The sequence below is a fragment of the Bacteriovorax sp. BSW11_IV genome (genome assembly GCF_000447755.1).
In the GTDB taxonomy this organism is placed as follows: Bacteria; Bdellovibrionota; Bacteriovoracia; order Bacteriovoracales; family Bacteriovoracaceae; genus BSW11-IV.
Genome location: NZ_AUNE01000052.1, coordinates 187366 through 199238, shown reverse-complemented (window position 1 = coordinate 199238; position 11873 = coordinate 187366). Strand labels below are relative to the sequence as shown.

Genomic DNA, 11873 nt, shown 5'->3' with positions numbered 1-11873 from the left:
AAAAAAAATTGGCCTTCATTTTGAGAAGAAAAAGTTTTATATTATCATTCCCAAAAATAATAAGAAGGCCAAAGAGTTCTTAGATATCGTTAATCAAACTTTAGAACAAAGAAGTTAATTCGACTTCGGGTCATTCCCAACTTTTTGCTCATTCTCAAAAAGAGCGACATTTTCATTAAAAGTCTTGTAACCCTTTTTAGAAAATTGTTTCTTCACTTCTTTATCGAAAGCAACTTTATGCTTTGTAAAAGCGGGATAGATAAATTCAATCGAATAATAATTTGAATCTACAGAGTATGAGCTCTTCAGTAGACCCACGAGAGAAACAAGCAACTTCTCATCATAATTTTTTGCCAGCTCTTCACTTGCACGAATAAGCAGTTTGTTCACGGACAACAAAGGTGTTTTTTTAATTTCTTTTGAAACACTTTTGCACTCATTTATTAATGATTCATGTGCTGTTGCACTGAACGCTGAAATATTAAATGTAAAAAGAATTAAGAATGTAAAAATAATATTTTTCATAATGATCTCTCTAGCTCTGCAGGTAGTTTAACATAGATACCAATGAGTTCTCTATGAGGATGATAGTCACTAATTGCTCTAGTGTTAATATGGTCTGAACCAAATTTACCATTATCAAGCTTAATTTCAATATGGCCTGGTCTTCCCGTTTTCTTTTGTGTATTTCTATAAACAAGAACTGCACCCTTTGGCGCCGTAGATGGTGTCATATTTCTAAAGCCTTCAACTTTAGTAATATCGATAAAACCAGCAGGCTTCAACCACTCTGCAGAATCAACAGCATACTCCCCATTAGGATATCCGCCAGTAACGTGCTTTGGGTTTTTCTCCCATAAACCGTGCTTTACATACTTTCCACAAAGACCAATTGATTTTCTTTCCGATTTTTTATAACCAGCGCCACGACAAACATTAACGCCTCTAAGAGTTTGTGCTCTTAAACACTTTGAAGCATTTTTTTCAATTGTAGAAATAGCACTAATTGTTCTAGGATCATTTGAATATGACTCCAATCCTTTTTGAATGGCCACCATTCTAATGTCACTGACTTCTTTGGGAATCGTTACTCCATGGGCCTTTAGATATTGCTCTTGCGCACATGTGTCGCAATCTCCATTGGCGATGGATAAATAAGGTAATAATAAAAATCCTAATAATAATTTCTTAATCACTTGGTCCTGCCCTGTTTTCTTCTCTTTCAACTCCAAAGCCTATATCGGACTTTGAGCGTTCAACTTGAGAAAACACAGGGCCAAGTGCTTTAATTAGGTGATAGCATTCCTAGAACTTGAAAGTAATCTTCATTACTTTGCCACAACTCATTGTAATATAGTAATCCATCAACCATGGTTGCATTCAATGAGAACTCTTCATATTGAAGAGATAACTTGTGTTCAGAAATATAACCGACTTTATCACCATGATAAATAAGTTCACCGTCTACAACGTTAAAAACTGAATAAGGATACTCGGCCTGGATATCGCCGCAACGATATCCTCCCCCTCTCAAAATGAGCTTATCACCCTCATGAATAAAGCGAATTTCGAGCATCTCGCAAGGGATTTCCTTACCGTTTAAAGTGGCCATTCCCTCTCCAGAGTAAACTCCTGAAGGAATGGCAAAAGAATTGAAACTTATTAGTAAAAAAAGTAAATATGTTTTCACTAAATCTTACCATCCATGATTTTTTCAACAACACTTGGGTCTAAGAGAGTTGAAGTGTCCCCTAAATTATCTGTCTCATCACAAGCAATTTTTCTTAAAATTCTTCTCATGATTTTTCCAGAACGCGTTTTAGGCAAGTCCGTTACGAATTGGATTTTATCTGGCTTTGCGATGGGACCGATATGTCTATTCACTTCGCCAATGATTTCGTCTTTAATATCACTCGCCGCTTGTTCTTCGTCGATGATAACGTATGCATAGATTCCTTGACCTTTAATATCATGGGGGTATCCAACAACGGCCGACTCGATAACAAAAGGATGTTCGTTAATCGCGTTCTCAACTTCTGCTGTTCCGATACGGTGACCCGAAACGTTCAATACATCGTCTACACGACCTGTAATTCTATACTTTCCATCTTCATCGCGGCGGGCACCATCACCTGTGAAGTACATACCTTTGTAAGTTGAAAGATAAGTTTCAATGAAGCGGTTGTGATCCCCCCAAATAGAGCGCAACATTCCTGGCCACGCTCTTTTAATACACAAGTTTCCTTCTGCTGGATCTCCCACAACTTCATCACCTTTTTCATCAACAAGAACTGGTTCAATACCAGGTAGAGGGTATGTGGCAAAAGAGGCCTTCTCTTTCGTAATTCCTGCAAGAGGAGAAATCATGATTCCTCCTGTTTCAGTTTGCCACCAAGTATCTACGATAGGACAAACTTTTTTCCCAACGAGATCATGGTACCAATCCCAAGCTTCTTCGTTGATAGGCTCACCAACACTTCCTAAAACTTTCAAACTCGATAAGTCTTTGTCTAAAACAAAATCTGCACCGGCACCCATAAGCGCACGAATGGCCGTTGGGGCAGTGTAAAAGTGTGTGATCTTATGCTTGTCGACAACTTGCCAAAATCTTCCGGCATCTGGAAATGAAGGAACACCTTCAAACATCGTTGTCGTCGCCCCATTAAGAAGAGGTCCGTAGGTAATATAGCTGTGTCCAGTGATCCAGCCGATATCGGCCGTACACCAATACAAATCATTTTCTTCAACTTGAAAGACATTGGCAAAAGTATAGGCGGCCCAAATCATATAGCCCGCAGTTGTGTGCTTAATGCCCTTAGGTTTTCCCGTTGATCCTGATGTGTAGAGGATAAAAAGATCATCTTCACTATCCATAACTTCGGCCTTGCACTCACTACTTTGAGATGCAAAAAGATCATGCCACCAAAGATCACGACCTTCTTTCATTGTAACTTCTTCGCCTACTCTTTTATGAACAATAACTTTTTCAACAGAAGCACACTCTTTTTTAAGTAGCGCTTCATCACAGATTTTTTTGAGCTTTACAGTTTTATTGCCTCTAAAGCCTGCATCATTTGTGATTACAAGCTTTGCACCACAATCTTCAATTCTTCCAGCAAGGGCCTCCGCAGAGAAGCCACCGAAGACAACCGAATGAACAGCACCGACTCTAGCACACGCAAGCACACTGATAAGAAGCTCTGGAACCATTGACATGTAAAGGCATACACGATCGCCTTTTTTTACACCTTGGGCCTTGAGCATATTAGAGGCCTTGCACACGGCCTCATGAAGTTGTTTATAAGTATATTTTTGAACTTGATCAGAAGGATCATTGGGCTCAAATAAAAGGGCCACTTTATCGCCTCTATCTTTAAGATGACGATCCAGACAATTTTCCGTGATATTGAGTTTTCCACCTTCAAACCATTTCACATTGGCCTCTGTGAGATTTCCTGAATGGACTTTATCCCACTTTTTTTGCCATAAAAAAGTTTCGGCAACATTACCCCAAAATGACTCTGTATTTTCTAGGGAGTTTTTATAGGCCGTTTGATAATCTTTCCATGATTTAATTTTCCATTCCATCGATTCCATCCTTTTCACTAATCTCTATTTAATTGTGAAAAGGATGGTATGAAATGTAAAGGAATGCAGTGGCTATTTTACGACTGTTTTACTTCGTAGAGATGAACATCTCTTTGCGGGAATGGAATTGAGATACCTTCTGTATCAAAAGTAGTCTTTACTTTTTCTAAAGTATCAAAATATACGGACCAATAATCCTCAGTTCTCACAAACATTCTAAGAACAAGATTAACCGAACTATCCCCTAACTGACTTACTCCCACAGTAATAGGATGCTCAGTTAAACGGCGAACCTCTTCATTGGCCACACGCTCAAGAATATTTTTAGCTTTTTTAATATCGTCACCATAACCAATGCCGAAAAGAAAATCCACACGACGATATGATTGGCGAGAAAAGTTAACAATATTACCCGTTGCCAGCGGACCATTTGGGATAAAGACTGTTTTATTATCAGGAGTCAAAAGAACGGTGTTAAAAAGGAGAATCGAATTTACCGTACCACCTTGCCCTTGGGCCTCAATATACTCACCGACTTTAAAAGGTTTAAAAAGAACGATGAGAACACCACCAGCAAAGTTTGAAAGAGAACCTTGTAAGGCCATACCAATTGCAAGACCGGCCGATGCTAGTATCGCAGCAAAAGAAGTTGTTTCAACTCCCATATAACCAAAGATTGAGATTGCTAAAGCAATCTTTAGGGCCATATTTAAAACAACACTTAAAAAAGATGATACTGTTTTTTCGATGGCCTTTCTTTGGAAAAACTTATCGACAGCGATTTGAACAAAACGAATGGCCTTAAGACCAATCCATAATAAAATAAGGGCCGCAACAAACTTTAATCCAAGCTCTGCTGCATTTGTGCCCAACTTATCTAATAGTTTTGAGTAAGAATCTAAATTCACAGCTTAACTCCCTCTATTCTTAAATCCTCAAAAATCTTTTCAATGATCACAACACTCTCTCCATCAGCACCATCTGGTTCGCTACAGTTTTTCCCATCATCATTACAACGATTCACTGTATAACAAACCCCAAACTTAGGATCATAGTCTTCTGCGTAATCAGTTTTACCACGCACAAGAACTCCTTCAACTTTTTTAGTTTTAGCATTCAACACTGGTGAACCAGAATTTCCCGCAAAAGTGTCGAGCGATGCGGTGAATAGAAAGTCTGAGGTTTTATCTAAAACTTTTCCATTGTCTGCAAATTTAAGGGGAAGGCCTAGTGGGTGACCCATAGTAAAAAGCTCTTCACCTTTTGCAATACTTGCTTTTCTATTAAGGCGAAGCGCACTTCTATTTCTCACGGGACGATCAAGTTTAATAACAGCGTAGTCTAGTCGATTCGTTGTTTTGGAATGGAGGACTTCTTTACAATTGTAGACGGCCTCTTTACTAATTTCGTTTAACAGATCTTCTGGTCCAACCATATTGTAGCTGAAGACCCATGAAAAATTTGAACAAGAATCTTCAATGTGATCGATACAGTGACCGGCCGTTAAAAGAATATCATCGCCAATTAAAAAGCCTGAGCAAACACCAATTACAGTTTGATCCCAGTACTTCACATCGCGACAAAGTCTTTTTCTTGTTATAAGAGTTGGTAATTTTTCTGTGTAAGTATAAGTGCCATTACCTTCTACGAGATAACTTTTTTCAACCATCGCACCCACAGAGCGGGCCATAGTTTTTTCACTTTGAGACAATTCGTACCAATCGCGTCGGTCATCATTTCCGTAGAGAACTTTATCCGAGCCAAATACCTGAGTGCACAACATCAATGCTAATAATATTTTATTCATCAATTCCTTCCTCATGGGGGTCAAAATACGCTTTGGGGCGGACTTTGACAACCGAGAACGGCAAAAATGGGAACATCTATTATTTCCCTACACCAATGGTAAAATCAAAGAGTTATGACTGGAAATAGAACCATCGACACAGTAATTATGGCCTTAACTCTCCTGCTAACCATGGCGACGGCCGGATTGTTTATCTACACTGAAAAAGTGTACAAACATCCTGTACCTTCAGATGCGGCCGAAAAAGAGCGCTTAATGCAGGACTCAGCGCAATATAATGCACTAACAACGACTAAAATTGAAAAACTAATCATCAATCTCGACTCTCCAACAAAGCGTCTGCGCTTCTTAGAAGTTGAGGTTAACTTCGTTACTTTTAAAGAATCTGGGGCCAAGGACATCACGGAAAACAATGCCATTGTAAACGATACGATTATCCGCCTGGCCAATGAAATGCCACCGGAAGAATTAAACTCAATATCTGGAAAAATTTTATTCGAAAATAGAATTAAGCGCGCCTTAAATGATTTCTACGGCAGACCTGTTATTAAGGAAATCTTCTTCTCTAGCTTTGTGGTGCAATAGCCCCATACAAGAAAGCCCCGTGCACAGACGGGGCAATATCAAGAATCAATTTATTTTAGAATTACTCTTGCTCTGATTTAATTTTACGAACTTCGTCAGTATATACTGAGCTTTGCTCGTCATCAGGAAGTGAATTTAAGTATTCTTCAACTTGTGCTTTAGTCACTTTTCCTTCAGCGATAAGCTTATCACGTAGGCGAAGGTCCATAACTTTTTCTTGTAAAGCTCTGCTTAATCTCATTCCAAAACCTCTTTTTTAGCATTAGTTAGCTCTGGACTTTAACATCGTTTTTGCCCATTGCCAACCTCTTTTCAGGCTATTGCCAAAAGCGTGGTGGCTTCTCATCATCATTTTTTACGATCTTCAAATGATTTTTATTACGTGCTTTTGTCGCCTTCGATGCTCCTAGATTCGGAATCTTAACACCTTTTGTCACAAAAAACATCCAAAGAACGGCCATGGCCATGGCCCCCAACTGACCCCAGGCGCCAGCAGCAGCTGGAGAAAAAAAGCCAGAGTACAGTGACATTCCAATTAAAATCAAACAAAAATATTTGGCCTTAATGGGAAAAACCATCATGAAACTAAATGTGCGCTCTGGGAATAAAATCGCATAACTCACACACATCGCCGCCCCCGTTCCCGCGAGACCACTGAAAGGATAAAGACTTAAGAGTCCATTGCTCAAAAACAAGAGATTGATGATGATATAAATAAGGCCCGCACCGATCACTGTCGTCAGTAAAAAACTTATGTAACGTCTTGGACCCCAAATTGATTCAAGCTCTGAACCTAAGAACCACAATAAGAGAGCATCAAAAAGAAAACTCATAAGACCGTTTGTGATTAAAGGATAAGTCACAAGCTGATAAATATGGCCCTCAAGAAATTTTCCAGAACTTAAACCAAAGACACCAAGAAGGCTAAGTCCAGTCGTTTTCAGAAGGATTGTATTCAAAAGAAAAAGTGCACCCGTTACAATAATAAGAACTTTATTGATCTTAGTCAGAGGTGGCATTTGAACTTGTGGTGTCTGATAACTCATATAGAATTCCTCTTATAATTTTTGTGAAATTTCAATAAGCACTCCACCTGTCGATTTAGGATGGATGAAATTAACAAGACAATTTCCTGCGCCCATAGAAGCCTTATCGTACAAAAGAACATAACCCTTATCGCGAAGTTCTTTAGCTTTTTTTTCTACATCAGGAACTTTAAAACATAGGTGATGAATTCCCTCACCTTTTTTAGCGATGTACTTATGAATTGGTCCATCTTCACCATAAGGGCACAGAAGCTCAATATGGGCATTCTCGTCAATGGCCGCAAACGCCGTAGTCACGGCCTGAGATTCGACAACTTCTCTTTCTGCAGCAAATGTAAGGCCTAGATCCTCATAAATTTTAATAGACTTCTCAAGGTCAGAAACGGCAATGGCCACATGATCTAAAATACAATCTTTATCTGGTAACATTTATAACTCCTCTAATCTTAATAATAGTTTTTGATAAATTTCTTTACGCTCTTCTTTTTCCAGCCACGCCCATTTATCTTGAGCGCGCAATTCTTTTTGCTTAAACACTAAGAGGTTTTTGAAAAACTCTTCTGAGCGCAACGTTAAAATTTTCTGTTGTTGCATGAAAGTATACTTGTGCGATTTTAAAAAGGCGACTTCTTCCAACTCCTTCTCAGTGAAAAGAGGTCTATCAAGCTCAGTTGAATTAACGGAAAAAGTCAGGGTGAATAGCATCCAAAAAATAATTTTCATGGATGCTATTGTACTAATTACTTATCGGAGGTTCAATGGCCCCTTCACAATCTGGATTTGCGGGGTCAAATTCTGGTTTTGTCGGTGTTTCCGGCTGACGACATGTTCCATCACACTCGGCAAAACGTCTTTCATTAAATTGCTCTAAGCGACATGATACAGTTCCATCAACAAGAACAGTTTTCACTTTCTTCCATACGTTCACATTTACTTGAGCACAGTACTGACTTGTCACACAACTTTGACCAACCGCCTTGCCACAAAGAACAGCATTTGCTTGTCCTTCGTTATAGTGCTCAGCACATGTTCCCGTAGACTCATTACAACAAAGACTGGCACACTCAAGATCATTTTGACACGAAAGCCCTGTTCCTAACTGACCACCAATGGCATCATCGTCATCAAAACACTGGGCCACGATATCTGTCGACCAACACTTGTTATTAAAACAACACTCATCTTTACCGCAAACTCTATTGCTATCGCATGAACGCAAAGATGTATAAACTGTTTCATTATCGTTGAAATCAATATTACTATCGCGAACGATTTGAAGCTTAAGCCCAATATTTTCGGCCAAGGTATTTGTCACTTCACCAGAGGAATCTTTTTCAATAAGGGAAATAGTCGCTGTAACGTTACATGATGAAATACTCTCTAGAGTTAATGAACTATAATCTAAAGTTCTAGCATTACAACCATACATAAAATCGGTAACACCGCTAGTTCCCACAGAGAGAATTGATTTTAGTGAGAATGGATCACTTGAACCAATATAGTTTACATTCTCGTTAAATTTAACTTTAGAAAATCTTGGATATAAATTCGCATCAAAGCCTCCGCGAATTTTCTTAACTCCTGCAACCGTTAACATCGTATCGTTAAAAACACCTTTGCCAGAAAATACGGCATCGCCTTTAATTTCCCAATCAGTGTATTCAATTTTTGATGACGGCTCAGTTTCAACTCCAGGAGTTTTATAAGGACCACTGAGATAATAGTTATCGCCAGTAATATTAACTCCTGTTGCCCAAGGCACTATGGCCGGATTTAAGGCATCAGTCATCGCCACTGTACCAGAGTAATTTGTTCTCAGAACGGCATTAAAAACACTACTTGAATTTGTGTCAGGCAGACATTTTTGAACGATATTATCAAAGTCATCATTAGCATAAGTCTTTGAAGCGTTAACATTAATTTGTGGGTATTTAGGTCTATTCGATACTTTTGTCGAAGTTCCGTTTACCACATCATCAAACATAAAAGTTTGATCTTCAATTTTTGCGTAAGCGTATAAACAAGTCTCACCTGCGGCATCACAAGTTGGATTTGTAATTGAATTTCCTTCGAATGTTGGATCGTGTTCTAACAAAAGTCCACGACAGTATAGATCACCGTCATAAGGAGAAGTCACACGCTCACCATCAGCAAGTCCTGATCCTGCTAAATAATCGTTGTAATCAAAAAGATCATACTTATTGATACGAACATTTTGAAAAGGACGTGAACTCATATCGAGAGTGACAACATCAATCGTCGTTTGTGGCGTAATACCAGAAGCACGACCAATAACGGCCGGAACATCAACCACAGTAAGCTCTCGCCCAAACTTAAAACGAACATAAACCTGGTTAGATCTAAGAGAAGTAATATTCAAACCAGAAATATACATGGGTCCATCATAATTTTTTGGAATAGTAACTTTAGATTTTAGTGTCCCCGTGAATGGGTCAAACATATTGGTCACATCAACTTTTAGAATTGTTGTTGTTCCATCTGATAGATCATTATCATCTGTTGGTGTTGTGTTATTCCCACCGCTATTGCCAGATCCACCTTGACCGCTGTCCGTTGTCCCCGCTTGAGATAGTGTTCTTTTTGCACTGACACCACCCCCAATACATCCTTGCAGGGATAACATGGCCAAAAGGCACAATGCTGTTAGGGATTTTATTTTTTCTCTCATAAATTCGTTTCTTCCTTAAAACCCATTACTTCACTGGGACTTATCGGCCAAATTGTTAAAAACGTTTAAGACCTAAGGCAATTTTAACATCAGAGTGCTTTGGTCAAGGTTGGTCATAGACAAATCCTCATAATTTCAAAGAGATAGATTAAAGTCATAGCTAAAAAATATTCCCATCATGCCTATGCTCGTTGGCGACCGTACTCGCTACTATTGTGATTTTGGCCTCATTTGTGCAAATGAATCTGGAAATTGCATATTTTGAACTTATAAAGTAACGATTTTTTGTAAAAGATTTTTACAAATGAGTAGGCCATGAACAGCTTTGCAAAGACTATTATCTTCTTCATGCTCTTAAGCTTGCCAAGCTTTGCGGGAAAATCGTTTAGTCCATGGTCCAAAGACGATATTTTAAAAAAGCAGACTGAATCTCATCTTTATTTAGATAGACATTTGGTTATAGAAAATATTTCGATAACGGATGAGCAAATTAGTAGTGAAGTAGCAAGATTGATCGATCAGAATGAGGCCATTCAAACTATATCAAATATGGCCAAGTCAAAAAATATTATCATCCGCTTCACCAATGAATCTCACTACGATTTACAGTCATATGCTTATTTCAAAATTCTAATGAACCAAAATGCAGATCTTTTGATAAAAGAAAAATTTGATGATCATATTACAAATATTTTTCCACACCTCGCAAAAGACAACGTGCTACATTTCACCTTACAAGGAGACAGCGATAATATTACTTCATTTAAAAATGAACTTCATAAACTTTTAAAAAATGTTGATATTACTCCACTTTTCCATGACGAACTTAGAGATGATATCAATATTAATTTCACCGACAGGATGCTAAGTCTTAATTCGACCATTAACAAAAAAGAACTAAGTGAAAAATTCAATTCAGTCATTCATGCCCTTCATTGGCTTAGTCGCTATGGAGTCTCAGCAAATCAACAGACATTAGAAGAAATGAAGAAAATCATTATCGATACCCATTCTCAAAACATCACTATTGATGAAGTCACAAGATTGGAAGCGGTTAAGATATTCAGCAATGCTCAAGACTTAGAGGATATTACAAAACTTATAAAAACCATTGATCCAAATAACCTGCTATCACAAGTTCTAGGTGATGAATTTAAATATTATATCGAAAAAGAAATACTAGTCCCAAAGTCAATTTTTACCAACAATGGGGCCACGGCAAAAGATATTGGACTTAATTATCTAAACCATCAAACGAAGAAACATTCATACTATGCGATGACGACGAATCCATTCGGAAAAGCAAATCTCACAATTTCACGGGCCAACCATAAAGATGAACTGGCGCGAAGAGGAGATGGTTTTTATACTATGAATGGTGCGGATAATGAATTTCATCCTGATTATGGAAAATACAAAATTATTTTTAAAGTGAATCCAAATGCTAGAGAAGGAAGAGATTTTTATCGTTACTACAATGAGATCATTTTCACAAACTTAGATGCACTCGAGATTGACTATACAATGATGTCAACAGATATAGAAATTTACGATTTCTTCAAAATGTTATCAGAGATTGGTCGAAACCAAAACGACGATGAGATCAATCGCCTTTACCGTGCTTATTACAAAATTCAATTAGATTCAATTCTTACGACTTATGATCGTCAAGCAATTGATCTTTTAGCAATCAATGTTTTTGAGAATATGACTATTTTCGAGATTTCGGAATTTTTTGTAGAAGCGTATCTCAATTTACCAAGAATCAATAACGAGTCATCTAAGAAAGCTTTTGATTCATTAATAAAGTTATTAGAAAAAAGAATTTACACAGAATCTCGAATGAAAGAGTTAAAACTACTTGATATCCTACTTGAGAGTCAATATCGAAATGATGTAAAAGAACTAGTAACTAAGTATCACAATAATCCAATTATGAACGGTAGATTCTATCTCAATGATAATATCATGCCATTTATAAACACTAAATTAATTCATGAAAATTGGTTTATTGAGCTTTTAAAAAATTCTGAATACAAAGAACAATTCATGAAAATTTTAAAATCGGGATACAACAATCCTAATATAGACTTATTGATTTCTAGAATTGAAGATGGAGCGAACTGCTTTTCGAAGATGAACGAGCTACTTTAGACAA

13 protein-coding genes are annotated in these 11873 nt (G+C 37.7%); 2 read left to right on the top strand and 11 right to left on the bottom strand.

The window, feature by feature from the left end; all coding sequences use genetic code 11:
• Window positions 1–114: 114 nt before the first annotated feature.
• The 6 genes from M899_RS15705 to M899_RS15680 all read right to left on the bottom strand — a co-directional run bounded on the left by M899_RS15705 (window position 115) and on the right by M899_RS15680 (window position 5395).
• Window positions 115–525: a hypothetical protein gene (locus M899_RS15705; RefSeq protein WP_021272282.1), complete on the bottom strand. Its 411-nt coding sequence runs from the start codon at window positions 523–525 to the stop codon at window positions 115–117.
• Entirely contained in the window at window positions 522–1196 is a 675-nt protein-coding gene (locus M899_RS15700; RefSeq protein WP_155897244.1) for a hypothetical protein, read from the bottom strand. The genes M899_RS15705 and M899_RS15700 overlap by 4 nt, the downstream gene beginning before the upstream one ends.
• Window positions 1197–1285: 89 nt before the next feature.
• Window positions 1286–1612, bottom strand: a complete 327-nt coding sequence (locus M899_RS15695) for a hypothetical protein (protein WP_155897243.1) — start codon at window positions 1610–1612, stop codon at window positions 1286–1288.
• A 77-nt stretch (window positions 1613–1689) separates the two neighbouring features.
• On the bottom strand, window positions 1690–3588 hold the full coding sequence (gene acs, locus M899_RS15690) for an acetate--CoA ligase (RefSeq protein ID WP_021272406.1): 1899 nt from the start codon (window positions 3586–3588) through the stop codon (window positions 1690–1692).
• 77 nt (window positions 3589–3665) lie between these two features.
• Window positions 3666–4496, bottom strand: coding sequence for a mechanosensitive ion channel family protein (locus M899_RS15685; protein ID WP_021272287.1), 831 nt, complete (start codon window positions 4494–4496; stop codon window positions 3666–3668).
• Window positions 4493–5395, bottom strand: a complete 903-nt coding sequence (locus M899_RS15680; RefSeq protein WP_021272380.1) for a trypsin-like serine peptidase — start codon at window positions 5393–5395, stop codon at window positions 4493–4495. The genes M899_RS15685 and M899_RS15680 overlap by 4 nt, the downstream gene beginning before the upstream one ends.
• 114 nt (window positions 5396–5509) lie before the next feature.
• On the opposite strand from M899_RS15680, the gene fliL reads away from it, so the two are divergent.
• Window positions 5510–5980 (top strand): flagellar basal body-associated FliL family protein, encoded by a 471-nt coding sequence (gene fliL, locus M899_RS15675; RefSeq protein ID WP_021272451.1) that lies wholly within the window; start codon window positions 5510–5512, stop codon window positions 5978–5980.
• Between the two features lie 61 nt (window positions 5981–6041).
• Here the strand turns inward: fliL and M899_RS15670 are convergent, their stop codons facing one another.
• The 5 genes from M899_RS15670 to M899_RS15650 all read right to left on the bottom strand — a co-directional run bounded on the left by M899_RS15670 (window position 6042) and on the right by M899_RS15650 (window position 9715).
• A complete protein-coding gene (locus M899_RS15670) occupies window positions 6042–6221 on the bottom strand; it encodes a hypothetical protein (RefSeq protein ID WP_021272353.1) in 180 nt (59 codons plus the stop codon).
• Between the two features lie 76 nt (window positions 6222–6297).
• Window positions 6298–7026, bottom strand: coding sequence for a rhomboid family intramembrane serine protease (locus M899_RS18050; protein ID WP_021272385.1), 729 nt, complete (start codon window positions 7024–7026; stop codon window positions 6298–6300).
• A 12-nt stretch (window positions 7027–7038) separates the two neighbouring features.
• Window positions 7039–7455 carry a methylmalonyl-CoA epimerase gene (mce, locus tag M899_RS15660; protein ID WP_021272324.1) on the bottom strand — a complete coding sequence of 139 codons (417 nt, stop codon included), beginning with the start codon at window positions 7453–7455 and terminating at the stop codon, window positions 7039–7041.
• Entirely contained in the window at window positions 7456–7749 is a 294-nt protein-coding gene (locus tag M899_RS15655; RefSeq protein WP_021272461.1) for a hypothetical protein, read from the bottom strand.
• Between the two features lie 13 nt (window positions 7750–7762).
• Window positions 7763–9715 (bottom strand): hypothetical protein, encoded by a 1953-nt coding sequence (locus M899_RS15650; RefSeq protein ID WP_021272456.1) that lies wholly within the window; start codon window positions 9713–9715, stop codon window positions 7763–7765.
• Between the two features lie 315 nt (window positions 9716–10030).
• Between M899_RS15650 and M899_RS15645 the strand changes: the two genes are divergently transcribed.
• Window positions 10031–11869, top strand: coding sequence for a hypothetical protein (locus M899_RS15645; protein WP_021272321.1), 1839 nt, complete (start codon window positions 10031–10033; stop codon window positions 11867–11869).
• Window positions 11870–11873: the final 4 nt, after the last annotated feature.

Excerpts from the sequence above, each read along its gene's own strand:
- M899_RS15670 (WP_021272353.1), bottom strand. The coding sequence starts at position 6,221 with ATGAGATTAAGCAGAGCTTTACAAGAAAAAGTTATGGACCTTCGCCTA.
- mce (WP_021272324.1), bottom strand. The coding sequence starts at position 7,455 with ATGTTACCAGATAAAGATTGTATTTTAGATCATGTGGCCATTGCCGTT.
- M899_RS15655 (WP_021272461.1), bottom strand. The coding sequence starts at position 7,749 with ATGAAAATTATTTTTTGGATGCTATTCACCCTGACTTTTTCCGTTAAT.
- fliL (WP_021272451.1), top strand. The coding sequence starts at position 5,510 with ATGACTGGAAATAGAACCATCGACACAGTAATTATGGCCTTAACTCTC.
- M899_RS15705 (WP_021272282.1), bottom strand. The coding sequence starts at position 525 with ATGAAAAATATTATTTTTACATTCTTAATTCTTTTTACATTTAATATT.
- M899_RS15645 (WP_021272321.1), top strand. The coding sequence starts at position 10,031 with ATGAACAGCTTTGCAAAGACTATTATCTTCTTCATGCTCTTAAGCTTG.
- M899_RS15680 (WP_021272380.1), bottom strand. The coding sequence starts at position 5,395 with ATGAATAAAATATTATTAGCATTGATGTTGTGCACTCAGGTATTTGGC.
- M899_RS18050 (WP_021272385.1), bottom strand. The coding sequence starts at position 7,026 with ATGAGTTATCAGACACCACAAGTTCAAATGCCACCTCTGACTAAGATC.
- M899_RS15695 (WP_155897243.1), bottom strand. The coding sequence starts at position 1,612 with ATGGCCACTTTAAACGGTAAGGAAATCCCTTGCGAGATGCTCGAAATT.
- M899_RS15650 (WP_021272456.1), bottom strand. The coding sequence starts at position 9,715 with ATGAGAGAAAAAATAAAATCCCTAACAGCATTGTGCCTTTTGGCCATG.
- acs (WP_021272406.1), bottom strand. The coding sequence starts at position 3,588 with ATGGAATGGAAAATTAAATCATGGAAAGATTATCAAACGGCCTATAAA.